Below are 22,023 nucleotides of genomic sequence, written 5' to 3' on the forward strand. Positions count from 1 at the left end.
TTTTGGGAATCAGTTTTAGAGGTTAGCGGCGGGCATATCCGAAACTTTAGGCGATAGCACGTGCGACAGGGACGGCTGCGGACACCTAAAGGTTCGAGCTCGGCAACGATGGTGGGGGTAGTGCTTCATACGGAGCGGCCGATCGAATTTCACAGCGGAGCCGCCACTTTGCCGTGGTGTCGACCCGATACGGTGGCGAGCCGAAGCGGGCGCCGTTCTTCGGCTTAGACCAGTGTGCCGAATGACCGCGAGACTTTCGACTCGCGACCGCCATCGGTCGGCGCATCCCGCCTTTCCTTCTCTGGATTTTTGCCTGTCTCGTTTGCTACCATCACGAGCGCTCCCTCCATGCCCAGTACCCGGTCGTTGCGGAGGCTCGGCATAACATCTATCGATCTTGAAGAGGATTGAAATGCAACTCGGCGACACTTGCTACTGCTGCGGCGAGCCCGCTGTCGGACCGGAGCACTTTCCTCCCGAGTCGTTTTTCCCTGTCGGCTGTCGTACCGGGTTGATCGAAGTCCCGGCATGCAAAAAGCATAACCAGGACAAGTCGAAAGACGACGAGTACATCCGGACAATGCTTATGAACGACATTCGTGCGCACGGTGTCGGGCATGTCTCGCCCGTGCGAGATACTTCAAGACGAGCGCTCGAGCGTTCGCTCGGGCGCTCGCTGGACCGGCTGGAAAATGACGACCCGGATGGAGCGAAAGTCGAGGAAGTACGGCGCAGGCTCGATGGTCTGGAAGGGCTTGCCGTTATGAAGGAGTTGGATGCGCTCGTGAACGAGGGTCTAGTGCCGTCTTCGCTTCATGCACTGGCGACGAAAAGCCCTGAGCCTGTGCGTGCTAGCTTACCTTCTGGCCAGGAGGTGGAGACGATTTCCACGGAAATTGACGTTGACAGGGTGATCGCTTACTTCTCTCTGGGAGCCCGTGCACTCTATTACTGGGCATTCAATACGCGATTTGTGGGCCAAGTGATACTGACGCCGCATTTCTTGATGCCCACGTATCATCCCGACGAGGCCGAGCAGTTGGAGTATCTCGAGTCGCTGTTCGATCGGGACCAATCGATCGGCGACCAGAAAGAGTACTTCTACTATCGCGTAATCGACGGGGCCGACGCGAATTTTCCGATTGATGGGCAGGCCTTCACGGCGTCGGTATTGAACTTCTGTCTATACGACATCTACAAGACGACGGCAATCTTTGTTTCGCCCCAACAGCAGCCTTATAGGGAAAGTACAGAAACGCCTCCCAGTTCGTAGACCAGTGAGCTTCCTGCGGTGAAGGGGGCGTCTTTGCCAGAGGCAGAGGACTCCGTCGGCGGCTTCTCCGAACCTCCTTTGCCATCCATGTATGACTTCCGGAAACAGCCGCCGGTAGTTTTGTCCATCAGTAACGCACTTAATCTCAACGAGGTTCGTTGGACCGATGACAACGTGTTCCTGACGGCGGCCGAGAAATGGTACACGTTTTCGAATGGTTTCACGACGCGGTATTACACGCTTTCGTTGATCGCAGCCGTGCCGTTTATAATGGCAAAGATCGATGCTTGAGTTCTCTTGGCTTTGTTTTCTACGTTGTTTCAGGAAAACCCATGTTACCGATATCATAAAAGCAATCTGACATCAATAAACAAAAATGCCTCGAATTTATCGAATCTCAAAAAATTATGCGCCACCGTATTCGTGGATAAATACTACAAGCGAGGTTCATACACGATGCAGAAAAGTTGACCTCTATCGATGTGCGATAACAGTTGGTAGCTCCTCTTTCCTGCCGTGGAAGAAGATCCGGGAATTTGGCATGGCGCGTGTTTTGTATGACTCGATTTTTGAAAAACTAGCTCTTGTCGCTGTTAATATCCAATCTGATCCTTCTGGCATCCGCAGGCACCCAATTTTTGATAGTCACATTTTAGATAAAAAGAGGATCGTAAGTTACAATCTCGGAATGGCGTTTTCTAAATTTTATTCCGAAAAAGTGCTCAGCATTCCAAATTTGGTGCATGTTGAGTTTCTTAAGAAACAGGGAGCCATTGTTTTCGTTCCTCAACCTAACCAAACTGTACCGAAGGAGCCTGATCTGATCGGCGAGCGTAAGGATGGGACTTGGCATTTGTTCGAGGCAAAAGGTATTACCGACCAGTCGAAACTTGGCACAAAGATTAATGCAGCGAAAAATCAATTGGCTCAGGTCGCAACAATTGACGGTGCTGTACCAGAGACAAGGAACGCGTGCGCAACCTACATCGGAAGAGATAGGATATTGACCCAGCTCGATGACCCGGATGAGGGTGGGGATCGTCCGATAAAAATTCGATCGGAATTGTTCGACCGGGCTTATTACGCGCCCTTTTTACTTTCAGTAAGAGATCTTAACTTGCAAACCAAGCGAGAAATGGTCGACGGACTCGACGTAACCTTCTTGGATCTGGAGTCAGGAATAAGAAAGCTAAGGTTAGGTATAGATTCTACGATACTCGATGAACTTAGGGACTCGAATCGGAAGCGAATATCAAAGTCTTCCATGGACCGGCTAAGAGCATTCATAGATCGTCCAACCGATAGTTATTCTATTGGGTTAGATGGCGTCGTTGTGCGCTATAAGGACTATTAATTCGGAACGGGCACCCGCGAGTCCCCGATGTTGAGATCCATTCCAGCTATGGGTGACCAGCGGATCTGAAGTTTCTGCACAATGGCAGTAATGGGGATGGCTGGCGCGCCAGGTGGCTGTGCCCCGGCTTGATTGGCCCGATAGTTGCGATCGGCTCGCATGCGTTCGTGCTGCCAAGTCCCTCGTCGCGCGAACCGGCACGTCTTCGACGAGCAGTCGCGTTGATTCAGGCGGTGTGCGAGCGGAGCGAAATGCGTGCCGCAGGCGACGCAGAGGCGGTGCGGTCTCATAGCAGGGCTCCACGCAGACATCGGGGGAGGGCCGGTCACGTCAGGCTGTGGGAACAACTGGAAGCCGGATCCGCGCCGGCCCACCCACGTCGATTTTCCGTTTTACCGGTGCTCGCCGGGCTTTCTGCTCCACGCAATTAGACGCTACTACTTTGGCGCGGGCGTAGGCCGGTAGCAACAATTCCGTCGCACCCGAAAGGACGTCTTTGGCGCGGCTTCGCGTAAGCCTTTGATTTTTCGTAGACGCCGTCTCACTTACTCTGACGCCCTACGAGATAGCCTCATAACCTGAGAAAAACGGACCCATGAGTTGAGGAACTTATGGGTCTTTTTATTAATAGTCAGGCTGATGAACAATACGTCGACGTGCTGATACTGCTTGAGCTTTTCTTCCTGCTCGCGGAGTCGACATTCAGGCCAAACAGCTGTTGGTGGCTTTCTTCGAGTTTTTGCTCCTCTCCCGCTCAGGAATCAACCTGGGGGCGGCGAAGTGAAATGGGCGCTACGCTCGCGCGCCGATCGCGCTCGGCGATTCCGGACGGCTAAAGCGACTCGAATCCTCGACTTTCTGGACATGCGCGACCCGGCGAATCGATAAAGTGCCTGCCGTCTGCCGTCTGCCGTCTGCCGTCTGCCGTCACCGTCTGTCGAATCACGACAATTCTGTCATTTGCATTGCATTCCTGCCCGGACCGCCTATAACGCTGCATAAATAACTCTGTCCGTACTCATGGGAGACGGCCATGTTCGCAAGTGTGAGAGGCTTGCCGTTCCTTTTGCTAGTCCTTGTGCTCCTTTGCATTCCGCGCGTCCCCTACGCGCAGGTGGCGCGAATGGAAGTCATTCCATTCGAGTCGATGACGCTCACGGACGAGCAATTTCTGGCCGGAAGCGAAGACGGCAAGCGCGTGACGATAGCCGGTGAATTGCGGCTGCCTCGATCCGGGACCGACAGGCTGCCCGCCGTCATACTGCTGCACCCGTCCGGAGGTATCGGCGGCCAGATAGCGGACTGGGAGCAGTGGTTCCTGTCGTTGGGCGTTGCCACGTTCGTTGTCGACAGTTTCACGAGCCGAGGCATAGAAAACACAATCAATGACCAGAGTCAGCTTGGCAGACTCGCCCAGACAGAAGACGCGTATCGCGCGCTCAGCCTTATTTCCAAAAACCCTCATGTCGACGCGAGCCGCGTGATGCTAATGGGCTTTTCCCGTGGAGGGCAAGACACGCTCTACGCGAGCATGGTGCGCTTCCAGAAAGCGCATGCCGATGCGTCGACTCCAGGATTTGCAGCCTATGTTCCGCTTTACCCAGACTGCAGTGCCCACTACCTCGATGACGACAACGTATCACAGGCTCCCATTCGCATATTCCATGGAAGCGCAGACAACTATGACCCGGTCGCGCCTTGCAAGGCCTATGTGGAACGGCTGAAAGCCAAGGGGGCGGACGTAGAGCTGACCGAGTTTGCCGGGGTTAATCATATTTTCGATGCGCGCGCCTTCGCACATCCAACCCCCCTGCCGAAAGCGCAAACAGTGCGCAATTGTGCATGGGAAGAACACAGTGCGGGACAATTGCTTAACGTCAAAAGCAACCTGCCGTTCTCATATGCGGACCCCTGTGTCGAACGGGGCGTGACAATCGGGTACGACGAGAGCGCGACGGAGCAAACGAAGAAGGCAATAGCCAACCTGGTTACCACTACGCTTAAGCCGACACCGACACGTGCCCCGTAATTCCGTTGAGACGGGCGGGAACAGCATTGCTTTGGGCTGTTACGTAAAACGCGTGGAGATTTGCTTTCTGCGCGAACGGGTCGCCACTATTCAGTTGCCGCTAACGAGATCTTCAAAAAATGGCCTTTCACTCGAGGCCACTTATCCACATCCCCCTTTGGAAAACTTTTGTAAAAACAGCCGAACACATTGTGGGCGAAACCTTGATAAATGCGCCGCGTTAACCGGTCGGCTAAAACTTCTCCCTGGCTCCGTTAACCTGTCCGCCCGCGCTCCCCAGGGTTATCGATTCTGCAGCGCGTTGATCCGTAAACGAACTTCCACGTTATCCACAGCCGAACGCCCCACTTGTTAACTATTACTACGTATACATATATAAAGACTATAAAAACCGGAGAAGCACGCCGAAACACGCGCAACGTATACGCACATAACGACAGCAACATCGCAGGACGCAGAACCAGCGAGCACCAACCCAGCCACCTAGACCTCACCCCAACGGCAAACAAATCTCCGTAACCAAGCCCGCAGGCGCAGTCTCCTTGGGACTGTTCAAGTACTCCTCAAACACCGGCGCATCCGCAGTCTCCCTCCCGGACTGCACGAGCCAGGTCCCGTACAACCACTCATAAGCCGCTCGCATATCGCTATACGGCCCCACATGCCGCAACACCGCATATTCCCCACCGCGTATGCGCGTGGCAGAAACCGCCCCACCCATCCCAACAGCCGAAGCCACTCCAGCCATCACAGGCCCCGGCAACAACACACCCGCCTTCGACCGCAACGCCTTCTCCTCGACCACTCCCGGATCATCGAAGTAAACCCCGATCATCCGCATCTGCGCCTCGAGCAGAGTATGTTTCGCAAGCCACCCCAACAAAGCATCAAAAGCCTTTCCGATCTGCATATAAGGTCCGACATGATCGACCGACAAAATCTCCATCCGCTCCACATAACGAATCACGACCTCACGAATCATCGTCATCTGATCGTCTCCTGAAAGCGCCGGACGAAACCGGCTATGCGTGCCTTGCCTGCGATACTGCGCCGGCGGCACACCAAACACCGCCCGAAACGTCCGCGAAAAAGACTGCAAACTGCTATACCCCGAACGCTCGGCAATCTGAGCAATCGGCATCGAACTACTCGCAAGAAAACCCGCTGCGCGATGCAACCGTAAACGCCGCACGGTCGTCGCGACCGTCTCGCCATACATCGCCTGATAAATCCGGTGCCAGTGATATGGCGACAGACACGCAATCTCCGCAAGCCGTCCTATATCGAGCGGTTCGTCGAGGTGATCGTAGATATGGTCGAGCACGCGTGCGAGTCGCGTCTCGTATCGCGCCCGATGGTCTGATTCGTTCATGACTGGACCGCAGAAAATTGGCGCGAGAGGATGCGAACAAAGTATCACGTCAGCGAGTGTCGGCCGTTTACCAAATCCTGCGGATTTCAAGCGGTGCGCACAAAGGGGATTGAGCGCCTGTTGACCGCGCCCCGTGCACGCGAGCAGGAGCGCCAAACACAGCATCGGCAAACAGCCCCAATCTCCGCAACGTGACGCTGCCGCCGTTTGGCGCTATCGTGTAGTGAGCAGCACCAGCACCAGCACCAGCAGCAAGCAACCTGCAGCATATAACCGCCGTTCCCATTCCTACCCGCGTTCGCGCGAGGCGATGGAGCCGCAAACATGAGCTACACCGAGTCGATCGGCAGTCGCACGTACCGCTTCGCCGACCTGAAGTCCCTGCTCGCGAAGGCGAGCCCGCAACGCTCGGGCGACCAGCTCGCAAGCATCGCGGCAGCGAGCGAAGAAGAGCGGGTCGCCGCCAAAATGGCGCTCGCCGAGGTGCCGCTACGCACGTTCCTGAACGAACCGCTGATCCCCTACGAAACCGACGAAGTCACCCGCCTGATCATCGACGATCACTCGCCAGCAGCCTTCGCCGAAATCTCGCATCTGACGGTAGGCGACTTCCGCAATTGGCTACTCAGCACCACAACCGACACCGACGCACTCACCCGCATCACCGAGGGCCTAACACCAGAAATGGTCGCCGCCGTCTCAAAGCTGATGCGCAACCAGGACTTGATCACCGCCGCCCGTAAACGCCCGGTCATCACCCGCTTTCGCAACACGATCGGTTTACCGGGCCGCATGTCCGTACGCCTGCAACCGAACCACCCAACCGACGACGTCAAAGGCATCGCCGCCTCGATGCTCGACGGCCTGATGTACGGCTGCGGCGACGCGCTGATCGGCATCAACCCCGCGAGCGACAACCTCGCCGCGATCACGAAGCTGCTGCAGATGATCGACGACTTCCGCCAGCGCTATCAGGTACCGACGCAGTCGTGCGTACTCACGCACGTAACGAGCACGATCGCCGCGATGGAAAGAGGCGCGCCGGTCGATCTCGTATTCCAGTCGATCGCCGGTACCGAAAAAGCGAACGCGAGCTTTGGCATTTCGCTCGCGCTGCTGCAGGAAGCGTACGAGGCGGGGCTGTCGCTCCAACGCGGCACCGTCGGCAGCAATCTGATGTACTTCGAAACGGGGCAGGGCAGCGCGTTGTCGGCGGATGCGCATTTCGGCGTTGACCAGCAGACCTGCGAGGCGCGCGCCTATGCGGTCGCGCGCAAGTTCAAGCCGTTTCTGGTGAACACGGTAGTCGGTTTCATCGGCCCCGAGTATTTGTACGATGGCAAACAGATCACGCGTGCAGGTCTCGAGGATCACTTCTGCGGCAAGCTGCTCGGCGTGCCGATGGGTTGCGACATCTGCTACACGAACCACGCCGAAGCGGACCAGGACGACATGGACAATCTGCTGACGCTGCTCGGCGTAGCGGGCATCAATTTCATCATGGGCGTACCTGGCGCGGACGACGTAATGCTCAACTATCAGAGCACGTCCTTTCACGACGCGCTGTACGTGCGCGACGTGCTTGGGTTACGGCGCGCGCCGGAATTCGAGGAATGGCTGGAGTCGATGCAGATCATCGACGCACGCGGCGCGTTGATCGGCGCATCGGCGCGGCAACCGCTGCTCGAAGGCGCGCGCGACTGGATGGGGATCGCATGAGCGAGAACGACGCACTCGACAAGGACCCGTGGAGCGCACTGCGTCGGTTTACGCAGGCACGCATCGCGTTGGGCCGAGCGGGCAACAGCCTGCCGACCGCGCCATTGCTCGCGTTCAATCTCGCGCATGCGCAGGCGCGCGACGCCGTGCACCATCCGCTCGACGTGGACCCGCTGCACGCACAACTGCGCGCGCAAGGTTTCAACACGCTCGACGCGCATAGCGCCGCGCCGGATCGCGAGCATTATTTGAGGCGCCCTGATCTTGGGCGGCGTCTGTCGGAGGAGAGTCGCGCGACGCTTGCCCGACTGCCATCGCAATCAAGCGATGTGCTGTTTGTGATCGGCGATGGTCTATCGGCGTTCGCCGCATCGAAGCAGGCTGTACCGTTGCTGCAAGCTATACATCCAAAGCTCGCGGGTTGGACCATCGGTCCCGTAGTGGTCGCGCGTCAGGCGCGCGTCGCACTCGGCGACGAGATCGGCGAATTGCTCGACGCGAAAATCGTCGTGATGCTGATCGGCGAGCGGCCGGGTTTGAGTTCGCCGGATAGCCTCGGCATCTACGTCACGTACGCGCCGAAAACGGGGTGCAGCGACGCCCAGCGCAACTGCATTTCCAACGTGCGCCCGCAAGGCCTCGACTATCCGCAGGCCGCGCACAAGCTGCACTATCTGCTCACGCAGGCGAGGAAGCTGAGATTGACAGGGGTGGGCTTGAAAGACGACAGCGATGAGCTGCTAGCCAGCGCTCCGACGCATCCTGCCGTGAACGACGGTTCAGCGTAGGACGCAACGAGCGTAAATCTCGCACGCCCACTCACTTGCGCAACAACCTCAACCCATTGCCCACTACCAGCAAACTCGCACCGACATCTGCGCACACCGCCATCCACATCGTGCCGAAGCCCATCAACGTCAGCACGAGGAACACGCTCTTGATGCCTAGCGCGAGCGCGATGTTCTGCACCAGCACCCAGTACGTCGCCTTTGACAAGCGGATAAACGCCGGAATCTTCCGCAGATCGTCGTCCATCAACGCGACGTCGGCGGTTTCGATCGCGGTGTCGGTACCCATCGCACCCATCGCGAAGCCGATGTCAGCGCGCGCGAGCGCGGGCGCATCGTTGATGCCGTCGCCGACCATGCCGACCGTCGCGCCATCGCTCGACCATTGCGTGAGCGCGTCGAGCTTGTCCTCGGGCAACTGATCGCCGCGCGCTTCATCGACGCCGACCTGCTGCGCGATCGCCTCGGCGGTATGACGGTTGTCGCCGGTCAGCATCGTGGTGCCGACGCCGAGCCGCCGTAATTCGGCGACGGCGGCGCGGCTCGTTTCCTTCACCGTGTCAGCGACCGCAAACAGCGCGAGCACGCGCTGCGCATCGGCGAGCATCACGACGGTTTTGCCGTGCTGTTCGAGCGCATCGAGACGCGCTTCGAGTTGCGGCGAGCAGCGGCCCAACTCTTCGACCAGGCGATGATTGCCGAGCCAGTACGCGATACCGTCGATATCGCCGCGCACGCCGCGTCCAGCGATCGCCTGGAACGCATCGACGTGCAGATGTTCGACGCCGTTGTCATTGGCGGCAGCAGCGATCGCCATCGAAACAGGGTGGTCGGAGCGGCCCCCGAGGCTTGCCGCAAGCGTGCGGTATCGGAACGTTTCACGCGCGTCACCAACCACCTCAAACTCCGTCTGCACCGGCTTCCCGTGCGTGATCGTCCCGGTCTTATCGAGCGCCAGCCGGGTCAGCTTGCGACCCTGTTCGAGATAAACGCCACCCTTGATCAGAATCCCCTTGCGCGCCGCGGCCGCGAGCCCGCTGACGATCGTCACCGGCGTCGAAATCACGAGCGCGCACGGACACGCGATCACGAGCAGCACCAGCGCCTTGTACACCCACGCGTGCCACGCTCCACCGAACACGAGTGGTGGGACCAGAGCGACGGCGAGCGCAATCGCGAACACGATCGGCGTATAAACGCGCGCGAATTCATCGACGAAGCGCTGCGTCGGCGCCTTCGTGCCCTGCGCCTCCTCGACCGCGTGGATGATCCGCGCGAGCGTCGTGTTGCCCGCGGCCGCCGTCACTTGATAATCGAACGAGCCCGCCTGGTTGATCGTGCCGGCGAATACGGCGTCGCCGATCGCCTTGTCGACGGGCAGGCTCTCGCCGGTGATCGGCGCCTGATCGACGCTCGAGCGGCCCGCGACGATTTCGCCATCGAGCGCGATCCGCTCGCCCGGCTTCACGCGCACGAGCATCCCGGGCACGATCGCGTCGACGCGGACGGGCTGCCACGCTCCACCGGGCTGCTGCACGCTGGCCTGTTCGGGCGCGAGCCGCATGAGCCCTTCGATCGCGTTGCGTGCGCGGTCGAGCGAGCGCACCTCGATCAGCTCGGCGATCGTGAAGAGCACCATCACCATCGCGGCTTCGGGCCACTGGCCGAGCAGCGCCGCGCCGGTCACGGCGATGCTCATCAGCGCGTTGATGTTCAAGTTGCCGTTGCGCAGCGCAACCCAGCCCTTGCGATATGTCGTGAGGCCACAGGAGGCAATCGCGACGACCGCCATACCCGCCACCACCCAGGCCGGCGCGCCGAGCCAGCTAGCGGCTTCCGAGGCTCCCGCGACGACGCCGGCGAGGATCAGGGGCCACCACGGCTTGCGCATTGCGTCAGTGGCTGCTTGGGGCACCGCGTTGGCGTTCCCACCCTTTCCGGCGTCGCTTGCCAGTTCGGGCGTGAAGTCGAGCGAGCGCAGGGCGGCGAGGACCGACTCGAGCGCCTCCGGCGCGTGGACGACAGTCAGCACGCGCTGCATCAGGTTGAAGTCCATGCTACGCACGACCGGCATACGGCCGAGTTTCTTGCGGATCAGCGCTTCCTCGGTCGGGCAGTCCATCTGCAGGATGCGGATTGCGGTGCGAAGGTCGTCGCCGACGGCTTCGGACGGAGGCAGGCGCAGCGACGCAGGCGCAAAAGCGCTAGCGGCGCAGCAAGCGACAGCAGCGTGATCGTGGGCGTGGCCGTGAGCATGGTCGCGCCGCGCATCAACGTCGCCGCAACCCCCGTGTGTACAGGCTTCCTCCCGTTCCGGACGATCGGTGGCAATACGGCTGCTGTCAGGCATTGGTGGCTTCCTCGTGCGATTTGTGGTCTAGTAAACACCCTGAAGCCACTACAAGGTCAAGGCTGCGTGGAGGAAGGGTCCATGAAAATCGGCGAACTGGCGAAAATTGCCCATTGCACGACGGAAACCATCCGTTTCTACGAAAAAGAGCGCCTGCTGCCCGAGGCGGAGCGCACCGAAGCCAATTACCGCAGTTACACGGCAAAGCATGTCGAGCGCCTGCGCTTCATTCGCAATTGCCGCGCGCTCGACATGACTCACGACGAAATCCGCGCATTGCTGCGTCTGACCGACGCGCCGGCGAACGGCTGCGGCGGCATGCATACGCTGGTCGACGAGCACATCACGCACATCGACACGCGTATTGAAGAACTTCAGCAGCTGAAGGCGCAACTGACGACGCTGCGCGACCAATGCCACGGCGAGCATCCGGTCGAAGACTGCGGCATCGTGCACGGCCTGACCGACATGGATGTGGCCGTGCCGCGTCCGCGGCATACGCATCTCGGCTGACGCCATGCTTGCCGTCGAGCGCTATCGCGTCACGACGCAGCGCCGGCGCGGCAACCCCATACACGGCAAGGCCGCATGTGCGACCTTGCCGATCGATCATCGAATCCAGTTGGAGAATCAACGTGTTCACCTGTAGAAACCAGTCCTGCGGCGCGCAGTGGGAGCAATCCGACGTCGTCATCAAGAACGAAGGCCAGGGGCTGCTGTTCCGCTGCCCGCTGTGCGGCGCGCGCAATTACGTCGAGCGTTTCGACGGCGACAACGGCGCGGTGCTGTACGAGCAGTTGCCGGGCCGCCCCGATCAGGGCCCGATGGCCGAGTAATCGCGATTCCTACAGACGATCCTATGAACAGTCCCACCCCCGCCGGCGCCGCATTCAGCGAGCTGCCGCTACCGCCCGCCACGCTCGCGAACCTGACGCAGCTCGGCTACGTCGAGATGACGCCGATCCAGGCCGCGAGCCTGCCGATCGCGCTCGCCGGTCAAGATCTGATCGCGCAGGCGAAAACCGGCAGCGGCAAGACCGCGGCGTTTTCGCTGGCGCTGCTCGCGCGCCTCGATGTACGCAAATTCGGCACGCAGGCAATGGTGCTGTGCCCGACGCGCGAACTCGCCGATCAGGTCACGCAGGAAATCCGCCGTCTCGCGCGCGCGGAAGAAAACATCAAGGTGCTGACCTTGTGCGGCGGCACGCCGATGCGTCCGCAGACGGCGAGCCTCGAGCACGGCGCGCACGTCGTGGTCGGCACGCCGGGCCGCATCATGGATCACCTCGAACGCGGCAGCCTCGATCTGCAATCTCTGAACACGCTCGTGCTCGACGAAGCCGACCGCATGCTCGACATGGGTTTCTTCGACGACATCGCGAAGGTCGCCAGGCAATGCCCGAAAGAGCGCCAGACGCTGCTGTTTTCGGCGACGTACCCCGAGGGCATCGCGAAGCTGAGCCAGCAATTCCTGCGAAACCCGAAGGAAGTCAAACTCGCCGAGCGGCACGACGACAGCAAGATCCGTCAGCGCTTCTACGAAGTGACCGAAGACGAGCGTCTGCACGCGGTCGGTCTGCTGTTGAATCACTATCGTCCGGTCAGCACGATCGCGTTCTGCAACACGAAGCAGCAGTGCCGCGATCTGCTCGACGTGCTGCGCGCGCAGGGCTTCCATGCGCTTGCGCTGCACGGCGAACTCGATCAGCGCGAGCGCGATCAGGTGCTGATCCAGTTCGCGAACCGCAGCTGCTCGGTGCTCGTCGCGACCGATGTCGCCGCGCGCGGCCTCGACATCGCGCAACTCGAAGCGGTGATCAACGTCGACGTGACGCCGGACCCGGAAGTGCACACGCACCGCATCGGCCGCACGGGCCGCGCCGATCAGGAAGGCTGGGCGCTGAGTCTCGCGAGCATGGACGAGATGGGGCGCGTCGGTGGAATCGAGCAGGCGCACAAGCGCGACGTCGAATGGCACAAGCTGGCCGAGCTGAAGGCGGGCAACAACGAACCGCTGCTGCCGCCGATGGAAACGCTGCAGATCCTCGGCGGCCGCAAGGACAAGATCCGTCCCGGCGACGTGCTCGGCGCGCTGACCGGCGACGCCGGCTTCGCGGGCTCGCAGATCGGCAAGATCAACGTGACCGACATGTCGACCTATGTCGCGGTGGAGCGCAGCATCGCGCGCGAGGCGGTGCGCCGGCTCAGCGCGGGCAAGCTGAAGGGGCGCAAGGTCAAGGTTCGTTTGATGGACGAAGCCTGATTCACCCGAAGCTCCGGCTTTCCTTGAAAGTCCAATAACTCGAAAAACGGCCGCGTCAGCGGCCGTTTTCGCGACCGGGCCGCTCAGCATCACATTCCTTCATACCTACGCAGTTACCCGCATTCCCCGAAATCCGCACCGCGTCCCCGCAAACCATGAACCCGCCGGCTTGGGCCTGCGTCGGGCGGCTTCGCGCGAGCCATGAAGAAAACGCATGCCGCGCATGACAAAGTTTCGATTGTGAGCGTTCTTTGGCTGATGCCTAATCACCCCACCGGAAGGAACGCCCCGCCGCCGCCATTCGCGCGGCCGCCGGCGGGTGTAGAAAGGGAGAGAGTCTTATGCAGAGCGCCATGCAAGCCCGCTCGAAACTGCCGGACGTCGGCACCACCATTTTTACCGTCATCGGCCAACTGGCCGCGCAACACGATGCGTTGAACCTGTCGCAGGGCGCGCCGAATTTCGCGCCGGACCCGAAGCTCGTCGACGGCGTCGCGCAGGCGATGCGCGCCGGCCACAACCAGTACGCGCCGATGGCCGGCATCGGCGCGCTGCGCGAAGCGCTCGCCGACAAGGCCGAAACGCTGTACGGCGTGCGCTACGACCCCGCCAGCGAGGTGACCGTGCTCGCGAGCGCGAGCGAAGGTCTTTATTCGACGATCAGCGCGCTCGTGCATCCGGGCGACGAAGTGATCTACTTCGAGCCGTCGTTCGACAGCTACGGCCCGATCGTGCGCCTGCAGGGCGCGAAGCCGGTCGCGATCAAGCTGTCGCTCGATCACTTCCGCGTGAACTGGGATGAAGTCGCCGCCGCGATCACGCCGAAGACGCGCATGATCATCGTCAACACACCGCACAATCCGACCGCGGCGATTTTTAGCGACGCCGATATCGAGCGGCTGAAGGCGCTCACGCGCAACACCGACATCGTGATTCTGTCCGACGAGGTCTACGAACACGTCGTGTTCGACGGCGCGAAGCATCAGAGCATGGCGCGCCATCAGGAACTCGCCGAGCGCAGCGTGATCGTGTCGTCGTTCGGCAAGTCGTACCACGTGACCGGCTGGCGCGTCGGCTACTGCCTCGCGCCCGCCGCGCTGATGGACGAGATCCGCAAGGTCCATCAGTTCATGGTGTTCTCCGCCGATACGCCGATGCAACACGCGTTCGTCGACGCGCTCGCCAATCGCGACAGCTACCTCGGCCTGTCCGACTTCTATCAGAAGAAACGCGATCTGCTCGCGCATGCGCTGCGCGAATCGCGCTTCGAGCTGTTGCCGAGCGAAGGCAGTTTCTTTATGCTCGCCCGGTTCCGCGGCTTCTCCGATGAAAGCGACAGCGATTTCGTGCTGCGCCTGATTCGCGATGCGCGCGTCGCGACGATTCCGTTGTCGGCGTTCTACACCGACGGCACGGATTCGGGGCTGATTCGCCTGAGTTTCTCGAAGGACGACGCGACGCTGCTCGAAGGCGCGCGGCGTTTGTGTGAAATCTGAGCGCGCGAGAGCACACTCGAAGTATCGAAGTCATCAAAGTAGTCGAAGAATGAAGGGAGATGTCATGAAGTTGCTCAAGTGCTTGTTGGCGCTGGCCTGTGCCGGCGCGTCGCTCGCAACATCGTCGGCCGCAAGCGCCGCCGATACCGCGACGCTGCGTTTCGGCCTCGAAGCGCAGTACCCGCCGTTCGAGTCGAAAGGACCGAACGGCGAACTGCGAGGGCTCGATATCGACGTGGGCAATGCGGTCTGCGCGGCCGCGCACATGACGTGCAAGTGGGTCGAAACCTCGTTCGACGGCCTGATTCCGGCGCTGCAAGGCCGCAAGTTCGACGCGATCAATTCAGCGATGAACGCGACCGAGCAGCGCCGCCAGGCGATCGATTTCACGACCGTCGTCTATCGCGTGCCGTCGCAGCTGATCGCGCGCAGCGACAGCGGTTTGCAGCCGACGCCCGAGTCGCTGAAGGGCAAGCGCATCGGCGTACTGCAAGGCTCGATTCAGGAAACCTTCGCTAAGGTGCATTGGGAACCGGCCGGCGTGATCGTGCTGCCGTATCAGGATCAGAACCAGGTCTATGCCGATCTGACGGCTGGCCGTCTCGACGGCACGCTCGTGCTCGCACCGGCCGGACAAACGGGCTTTCTGTCGAAGCCCGAAGGTAAGGGCTACGCGTTCGTCGGTCAGCCTGTGCGTGACGACAAGATTCTCGGCAGCGGCATCGCATACGGCATTCGCAAGGGTGATACCGCGCTGCGCGATCAGTTGAACGCCGCGATCGCGAAGGTGCAAGCCGACGGCACGGTGAAGACGCTCGCCGCGAAATATCTCGGCAATATCGACGTCAGCGCGAAGTAATCGCGTAGCGTTCGGGCGGTGGCGGCCGTTTGCGAGCGGCGCCGCGCGTTCGCTTGTTGGCCATGCATTTGACGGCTACGATACGTAGGCTTCGCGAAGTCGGAGACAACGGCGAAGTCGGCGGATCAACCGGAGAGCGCGCATGAGCGAGACGATCGAAGCGGCAAGCGCTGCGAACACCGCACGCGCAAAAGGCGCAGACGCGCCGCGCTTCTGGCGCAGCGCGGCGCTGCCGTTCATCGAGGCGCGTTCCATCGACGATGGCCGCAAGGTCTGCTACGCCAAACATTCGCACGAAACGTTTTCGATCGGCGCGGTGACGGGAGGCCGCAGCGTGTATCTGAACCGCCACGCGCGGGAATGGGTCGGCGCGGGCGCCGTCGTGATGATGAACCCCGACGATGTGCACGCGTGCAACCCGGTTGCCGGCGAGCGGTGGTCGTATCGGATGCTGCACGTCGACGTTGCGTGGTTCACGAAACTGCAGCACGAACTGGGCTTCAACGAGAATCATGCGTTCCGCGCGTTTTCGCAGATCATGACGCTCGACGCCGCGCTGTTCGACGGCCTGAACCGGCTGTGCGCCATTCTCGCCAGTAACGACGACATCGACACGCTGCGCAAAGAAAGCGCGGCCATCACCTTCTTCTCCAGCGTGCAGCAAACGCTCAATCCGGCGAGCCTGCCCGAGCGTGCCGTGAGCGGCCAACTCGCGCGCGCCGCGGAGTACATCGCCGAAAACTGCACGCGCGCGCTGAAACTCGACGATGTGTGCGAAGCCGCCGGGCTGTCCGCGTCGCACCTGATACGCGCGTTCAAGCTGCGCTACGGCATGACGCCCCACGCGTATCTGATCAACCGACGCATCCAGTACAGTCGCGCGCAACTGCGGCGCGGGGCACTGATCGCCGACGTCGCGCTCGATGCCGGCTTCGCCGATCAGGCGCATTTGCAGCGCACCTTCAAGCGGCTGGTGGCGGCGACGCCGGGCCAATATCGCAGCGGAGCGTGACGCGGCATGAAGCCGCGTCAGGAAGCAGGCGCGGCTCGCGTCACTCGACGAGCAGATACATCGCACTGAGCGCGAGCAGCGCCGCCATCACGCGATTGAACGCCCGGACCCGCTTCGCTTCACGCAGATGCCTGCGCAAAAACGTGCCGGCATACGCCCAGCTCGCGATCGATAGATAGCAGATCACGAAGTACAGCGCCGTGAATTGCCAGACGAGCCCGCCGTCGCCGCCGGCCGCATACGCGCCCATGCCGGCCAGCGACGCGAGCCACGCCTTCGGATTGAGCCATTGCATGGCCGCGCCGTGCGCGAACGACGGCCCGCGCGCCGGCTTGTCCGCGCCGAGCTGGCCGTCATCGATGGTGAGCTTGTAGGCCATGTAGAGCAGAAAGCCCACGCCCGCCCATTTGACGATCTCGATCAGATTGGGAAAGCGCGCGAGCAATTCGTGCAGGCCGAGGCCGATCAATAGAAGCAGCAACGTGAAGCCGACCGTCGCGCCAGTGACGTGCCGCAGACTCGCGGCGAGCCCGTGCTGCGCGCCGGCGCTCAGCGCGACGACGTTGACCGGGCCGGGGGAAATGGAACTGGCGAGCGCGAACGCGGCCATCGAGAGTAATGCGGTCATCGGATGCCTCGAAACGTGAGTGTGCGAATGGATTGCGACGCTCAACGGTAACGAGGCGGCGAGGGCATGTATTGAAGGAAATTGCCCAATCGATAAGAAGGTAAAACCGCTGCGGCTTCAACGGTTCACAAAAACATTAGGCGATGACGCGATGATTCGATAACAAACACGCGTTTGAATTTAAAAAAGAAATACGCGCAAACGTTACCGAGGAAAAACAATTTTTGAATTATCAGGTAAATTCTATTTATCGAAACTTATGATATGCCCCTATGCAGCGGGCGATTATTCGGCCCGATAAACAGTCCGAAGCCTCGAAAATGCGTGATTCCACTTGCGTATGGATTCGCTATCTGCTGGGTGCTCTGTCCCAACAAACCGGAAGCGTAGTGAGCACTTCGACAAACGGACTCCCGCCGTTGGAAACGCAGAGCACATGATCCACAAAAGAAAGGCCCGGTTTCGCGTCCTGATCGCATGGGCGCGCAGATGGCGGATGCCACGCGATGGCGTCATCTACGCGGGATGCGGCGTGGTGCTCGCCATGCTCGCGCTGTGTGGCTACGCGCTGTATCAGAGCCGCGAGGATGCGATTGCGCGCGCACTCGATTCGACGCGCGATGTCGCGACGATCACCGAGCGCGACATCGCGCGCAATTTCGAGCTGTACGCGCTGTCGCTGCAGGCCGTCGCCGATGGCCTCGGGCGTCCGGGCGTGCTCGATTCGCCGCGTTTGCGGCGCGAGATCCTGTTCGATCGCGCGGCGACCGGGCAATACGTCGGCGCGATGGTGGTGATCGACGCACTGGGCGACGTCGTGATCGATTCGGATAGCGACGTGCCGCGCGGGGGAAACCTCTCGGACCGTCCGTACTTCAGGATTCATCGTGAAGATCCGGATCTCGAGCTCGATGTCAGCGCGCCGTACAACTCGAGACTCAGACCCGGTTCGCGCAGCATCGCGCTGAGTCGGCGACTGTCCCGGCCTGACGGATCGTTTGCGGGAATCGTCGCGCTCGGTATCGATCAGGAGTATTTCACGAGCCTGTTCGCGGATCTGCGGATCGGGCAGCATGGCTCGGTGTCGATCGTCAGAACGGACGGCGCGATCATCGTGCGACGGCCCGACGACCGACACGTGACGGGCAGCGACATCAGCAAGACGGAGTTCTTCCAGCACCTGCTCGCGAAAGACGAGGGCAGCTTTATCGCGTCTTCGCCGCTCGATGGCGCCGAGCGGCTTTACTCGTTCAGACGGATTCCGCAATTGCCGCTGATCGTGCTGGTCGCCGAGGCGACCGACGATATCTATGCGGGCTGGTGGGGGCGCGCGCTGACGATCGGTTCGCTGATGCTGATCTTCGGGATCGGCGTGATTGTGTTGGCGGCGTGGCTCGGCGCCGAGTTGCGGCGGCGACAGCGGGTGGAGCACGAGCTCGAACGGCTTGCCGGCACGGACGGACTCACCGGCCTGCCCAATCGCCGCGCGCTGTGTGAAACGCTCGAGCGCGAATGGCTGCGCGCGCGCCGCACGGGCAGCGTGTTGTCGCTACTATTCGTCGATATCGATCACTTCAAAGCCTATAACGATACGTATGGTCACCAGGCCGGCGACGTCGCGCTGACCGCGGTCGCGCGCTGCATCCGCAGGGCGATCCAGCGGCCGGGCGATTGCGTCGGTCGATACGGCGGCGAGGAGTTCGTCGTGGTGCTGCCGGATACCGACGCCGCCGGTGCCGGGGTGGTCGGCGAGAACATCCGCGTGGCGATCGGCGAGTTGGGCATCGCGCACCGGGGCTGCGAGTTTGGTCGCGTGACGGTCAGCATCGGTGCGACCACGTCGCGCTCGGATCGGGTGACGGATGTCAGCGTCGTCGTTCGGGCTGCCGATGAGGCGTTGTATACGGCAAAGGCCGGTGGCAGGAATAGGGTCGCGCAGATGGGAGTTGGGTGACCGGTCGCTCCTGATTTTTCTGCGCCGGAAATGAAGAAGGGTTGCGACGCTTTCGCGTGCAACCCTTTCTGATTTCCGCGACGTGCTACCTCGCGCCGGTTGTCGGTGCCTGGATTAGAACGAGCCAGCGATAACGCGCACCAGCCCACTGCGCAGCGGCGGCGCTGCTTCAGCGAACTCGAGATTCACCTTGTTGGCGACGCTCAAGATGCGGGTCTGATACGTACGATAGTTCGTATCTTCGCTGTAGGTCACGGTTGTGCCGCCACTGTTGCCTTGGTGCAGGTTGTGTGTGGAGTTTTCGTGGCTCGCTACGCCACTGTGCTGGCGCTCCTTGATTTGCACGTCGGTAATGGCGGTGTAGTACACGTCTTTAACTGCAGCGTTGGCGACCAGTTCGATCAGGCCGCCAGCGAGGGCCGCGCCGGCGATCGGCGCGGCATGCGTGCTACCAAACGATGCCGCGGCGGCCGCGCCAAGAAAGGCACCGCCAAGAGGGGCGCCATATCCGCCGAATGCTTCCTGGGCCGCCGACGGCGCGACCTTGCCTACCTGCAGGATGTTTGCCTGAAGAATATATTGCGCATGGTCGGGGTCTCCGACGATGCGGTATCCCTTGCCCGAGACGGCCGCTTTCACGTCAGCCGCGATGTCGAAATCAGGCTTGTCGGAGGTATTGCGGATCTGCACGAAAACAGTCTTTTTCGAATCGGCGACCGGGTCGAGGAAGATCGTGTCCGACATCTTTGTCTGGACATCGAGATCGTGCTTGCTGATCGCAACCTGGGTCGCCGCACAGCCGGTCAGCAAGCTGGTGGTGCCGGCCGTAGCCAGAAGAACTGCTGTAAGTGCAAGTTTGTTCAATTTCATAACTTCCCCTGTGTTTCTGCAGCAGATCACTACGGTCCCCTGCTGCACGCTGGCCAATCATTTGAATTAATTTCTTCGCTGATACCCGTCCTTGCATGCTTATGAGGAAAGGAAGGGCATGTGGAATGTCGGCTGCTAGCTTGGGAATCTTTAGGGTTAGAAGCGAAATTATGCTAATTGGGTAATGGCATGGCCATTACGGGGGAGCGGATGTTGGGCGTATGGTGATAGGGCTGCGCAGCTTGCGCAATCTCGCAGTAGTTTGCGAATGGGTGTGACGATCGAAAGGGACGGGCGCGGTGTAGCGCATTGCTTTCGCTGCAACATGACCGAAAGCTACCGACCCAAGCACGGCGCAAGTGTAGTAAGCCGGGCGAAGTCAGTCCCAGTGCCGTTGCAAGCGCGCAAGTATGACGAACTTTCTGACTACGGTCGCGCGCTTTGGTCGGAAACCCAGCCGCTAGCGGGCGTCGCCGTCGCGTATCTGGAGGCAAGGCGCTGCCATATTCCGCCCGTTGATAGTGACCTTCGTTTTCACCCGCGTCTGAAGCATCCAAGCGGTTACGTCGGTCCGGCGCTCGTTGGCCTCATAACCGATGCGTTGACGGGTCGTCCGTTGAGTCTTCACCGCACCTGGGTTGACGCCGACGGAAACAAAGCAGACGTTGACCCGCCGCGCCTTCTGTTGGGCAGACATCGCAAGCAAGGTGGGGTGATTCGCCTTTGGCCGGATGAGGCGGTGACGTACGGGTTAGGAATCGCCGAAGGGATCGAAACGGCGCTTTCCCTGGCGTGGGCGCACGGGCCTGTTTGGTCCCTTATTGACGCCGGCAACTTGGCTGTATTCCCGTACCTGCGGGGCATCGAAAGCATTGTTATCGCAGCGGACAACGATCCAGCCGGGAAAGTTGCTGCGCGTACGTGCGCAGTTCGCTGGGCTGACGCGGGGGCTGAAGTCGTGGTGACGCGTCAATTGGAAAACGACTTGAACGATACCTTACAAGAGGGCTTATGCAAGAAGAAGCAGTAACTATCATGCGGGACGTCGTTGATCGCGGTGAACGCGTCGGTATGTCGATGCCGCTCACTCGCTATCCGATGCTTTCTGCGGACGAACTGTTGAACGCTGCGCTGCTGAAGTGGCTGATTCGCGGCGTGATCCCGGCCGCTTCTTTCGTCGCTTTGTTCGGCCCCAGCGGCTCTGGCAAGTCATTCATCGCTTTGGATATTTGTGCGGCCATTGCGAATGGCGACGACTGGTTTAGGAAGCGCGTTGAGCGCGTACCGGTTACTTATTGCGCGCTGGAAGGCGCACCGGGTATGTCTAAACGTGCCCGCGCATTGGCGAAGCAACAACGCCGGCCGTTGCCCGCAAATCTTCGTTTCGTCACTCAGGCGGTCGAACTCCAGAAGCAAAAAGATGTGCGCGACTTGGCGGACGCAGTAATCGCACAAGGTGGTCAAAACGGTTTGCTCGTCATTGATACGTTGAACCGGGCCGCGCCGGGTGTCGATGAAAATGCAAGCACCGGCATGGGTGTCCTTATCGGCGCATGCAAAGAGTTGATGAACCGTACGGGTTGCACTGTTCTCGTTGTTCACCACACGGGCAAAGACAGCACGAAAGGCTTGCGGGGTCACAGCAGCCTCTTTGCCGCCTTGGATTCGGCAATTGAAGTGAACCGTACGAACGACCGCCGCGAGTGGTCGGTCGCGAAGAGCAAGGACGACGCGGACGGCGAGAAAACCGGGTTCGCGTTGAAGGTCGTCGAGTTGGATGATGACGACGCCGAAGAGGTTGTCACTTCGTGTGTGATCGAGTCCGACGATAGCCCGGCACGGGTTAGGGCGGCCAGTTTCCCGAAAAGCTAGTGTGGCTCGTCCTGTTTTGCGCGAAACCACACCGTCGAGTGCGAACTCACGCAACGGTTCTGCCGGAGTTGTGAGCATCAGGTTCGACCCAGGGCTTCCGCATGAAGGCCCGTATCAGGCAAGGCCGAGGACGGAGTCCCGCATAGCGGTATCCCATGCAGCGAGGTTACGGATATTTTTCAGA

19 protein-coding genes are annotated in these 22,023 nt (G+C 60.6%); 15 read left to right on the plus strand and 4 right to left on the minus strand.

Translation table 11 applies throughout. The features are described 5' to 3' along the window. Positions 1-412: 412 nt before the first annotated feature. From HDG37_RS36280 to HDG37_RS36295, 4 genes are all read left to right on the plus strand, one after another. Entirely contained in the window at positions 413-1,273 is an 861-nt protein-coding gene (locus HDG37_RS36280; RefSeq protein ID WP_184056082.1) for a hypothetical protein, read from the plus strand. 18 nt (positions 1,274-1,291) lie between these two features. After that, positions 1,292-1,564 (plus strand): hypothetical protein, encoded by a 273-nt coding sequence (locus HDG37_RS36285; protein WP_184056084.1) that lies wholly within the window; start codon positions 1,292-1,294, stop codon positions 1,562-1,564. Between the two features lie 250 nt (positions 1,565-1,814). Beyond that, positions 1,815-2,627 carry a hypothetical protein gene (locus HDG37_RS36290; protein ID WP_184056086.1) on the plus strand — a complete coding sequence of 271 codons (813 nt, stop codon included), beginning with the start codon at positions 1,815-1,817 and terminating at the stop codon, positions 2,625-2,627. A 1,123-nt stretch (positions 2,628-3,750) separates the two neighbouring features. Then, entirely contained in the window at positions 3,751-4,656 is a 906-nt protein-coding gene (locus HDG37_RS36295; RefSeq protein ID WP_260335239.1) for a dienelactone hydrolase family protein, read from the plus strand. Between the two features lie 490 nt (positions 4,657-5,146). Here HDG37_RS36295 and HDG37_RS36300 read toward each other — a convergent pair whose 3' ends face one another. Beyond that, positions 5,147-6,028 (minus strand): GyrI-like domain-containing protein, encoded by an 882-nt coding sequence (locus HDG37_RS36300; protein ID WP_184056090.1) that lies wholly within the window; start codon positions 6,026-6,028, stop codon positions 5,147-5,149. Between the two features lie 324 nt (positions 6,029-6,352). Here HDG37_RS36300 and HDG37_RS36305 point away from each other — a divergent pair, with 324 nt between their 5' ends. Beyond that, a complete protein-coding gene (locus tag HDG37_RS36305; RefSeq protein WP_184056092.1) occupies positions 6,353-7,747 on the plus strand; it encodes an ethanolamine ammonia-lyase subunit EutB in 1,395 nt (464 codons plus the stop codon). After that, a complete protein-coding gene (eutC, locus tag HDG37_RS36310) occupies positions 7,744-8,535 on the plus strand; it encodes an ethanolamine ammonia-lyase subunit EutC (protein WP_184056094.1) in 792 nt (263 codons plus the stop codon). The genes HDG37_RS36305 and eutC overlap by 4 nt, the downstream gene beginning before the upstream one ends. A 31-nt stretch (positions 8,536-8,566) precedes the next feature. On the opposite strand, the gene HDG37_RS36315 is transcribed toward eutC, so the two are convergent. After that, positions 8,567-10,885: a heavy metal translocating P-type ATPase gene (locus tag HDG37_RS36315; protein WP_184056096.1), complete on the minus strand. Its 2,319-nt coding sequence runs from the start codon at positions 10,883-10,885 to the stop codon at positions 8,567-8,569. An 81-nt stretch (positions 10,886-10,966) separates the two neighbouring features. On the opposite strand from HDG37_RS36315, the gene cadR reads away from it, so the two are divergent. The 6 genes from cadR to HDG37_RS36345 all read left to right on the plus strand — a co-directional run bounded on the left by cadR (position 10,967) and on the right by HDG37_RS36345 (position 16,515). After that, positions 10,967-11,398 (plus strand): Cd(II)/Pb(II)-responsive transcriptional regulator, encoded by a 432-nt coding sequence (gene cadR, locus HDG37_RS36320; RefSeq protein ID WP_184056098.1) that lies wholly within the window; start codon positions 10,967-10,969, stop codon positions 11,396-11,398. A gap of 122 nt (positions 11,399-11,520) precedes the next feature. Then, positions 11,521-11,721 carry a hypothetical protein gene (locus HDG37_RS39860; RefSeq protein WP_090802271.1) on the plus strand — a complete coding sequence of 67 codons (201 nt, stop codon included), beginning with the start codon at positions 11,521-11,523 and terminating at the stop codon, positions 11,719-11,721. 23 nt (positions 11,722-11,744) lie between these two features. Further along, a complete protein-coding gene (gene dbpA / locus HDG37_RS36330; RefSeq protein WP_184056100.1) occupies positions 11,745-13,148 on the plus strand; it encodes an ATP-dependent RNA helicase DbpA in 1,404 nt (467 codons plus the stop codon). A 341-nt stretch (positions 13,149-13,489) separates the two neighbouring features. Then, complete coding sequence (locus tag HDG37_RS36335) at positions 13,490-14,644, plus strand: pyridoxal phosphate-dependent aminotransferase (protein WP_184056102.1); 1,155 nt, start codon at positions 13,490-13,492, stop codon at positions 14,642-14,644. Between the two features lie 64 nt (positions 14,645-14,708). Further along, on the plus strand, positions 14,709-15,503 hold the full coding sequence (locus tag HDG37_RS36340) for an ABC transporter substrate-binding protein (protein ID WP_184056104.1): 795 nt from the start codon (positions 14,709-14,711) through the stop codon (positions 15,501-15,503). Between the two features lie 142 nt (positions 15,504-15,645). Further along, a complete protein-coding gene (locus HDG37_RS36345; RefSeq protein ID WP_184056106.1) occupies positions 15,646-16,515 on the plus strand; it encodes an AraC family transcriptional regulator in 870 nt (289 codons plus the stop codon). Positions 16,516-16,555: 40 nt separating this feature from the next. On the opposite strand, the gene HDG37_RS36350 is transcribed toward HDG37_RS36345, so the two are convergent. Further along, a complete protein-coding gene (locus HDG37_RS36350) occupies positions 16,556-17,143 on the minus strand; it encodes a LysE family translocator (RefSeq protein ID WP_184056108.1) in 588 nt (195 codons plus the stop codon). A gap of 436 nt (positions 17,144-17,579) precedes the next feature. On the opposite strand from HDG37_RS36350, the gene HDG37_RS36355 reads away from it, so the two are divergent. After that, entirely contained in the window at positions 17,580-19,097 is a 1,518-nt protein-coding gene (locus tag HDG37_RS36355; protein WP_184056110.1) for a sensor domain-containing diguanylate cyclase, read from the plus strand. Between the two features lie 114 nt (positions 19,098-19,211). On the opposite strand, the gene HDG37_RS36360 is transcribed toward HDG37_RS36355, so the two are convergent. Continuing rightward, positions 19,212-19,967, minus strand: a complete 756-nt coding sequence (locus HDG37_RS36360) for a complement resistance protein TraT (protein ID WP_184040829.1) — start codon at positions 19,965-19,967, stop codon at positions 19,212-19,214. Between the two features lie 268 nt (positions 19,968-20,235). On the opposite strand from HDG37_RS36360, the gene HDG37_RS36365 reads away from it, so the two are divergent. After that, the gene (locus HDG37_RS36365) at positions 20,236-20,997 is read left to right on the plus strand and encodes a toprim domain-containing protein (RefSeq protein ID WP_184056112.1); all 762 of its coding nucleotides are present in this window, start codon (positions 20,236-20,238) and stop codon (positions 20,995-20,997) included. Continuing rightward, positions 20,979-21,839 carry an AAA family ATPase gene (locus HDG37_RS36370; RefSeq protein ID WP_184056114.1) on the plus strand — a complete coding sequence of 287 codons (861 nt, stop codon included), beginning with the start codon at positions 20,979-20,981 and terminating at the stop codon, positions 21,837-21,839. The genes HDG37_RS36365 and HDG37_RS36370 overlap by 19 nt, the downstream gene beginning before the upstream one ends. Positions 21,840-22,023: the final 184 nt, after the last annotated feature.

The sequence above is a fragment of the Paraburkholderia sp. MM5384-R2 genome (genome assembly GCF_014201025.1).
Classification (GTDB): Bacteria; Pseudomonadota; Gammaproteobacteria; order Burkholderiales; family Burkholderiaceae; genus Paraburkholderia; species Paraburkholderia tuberum.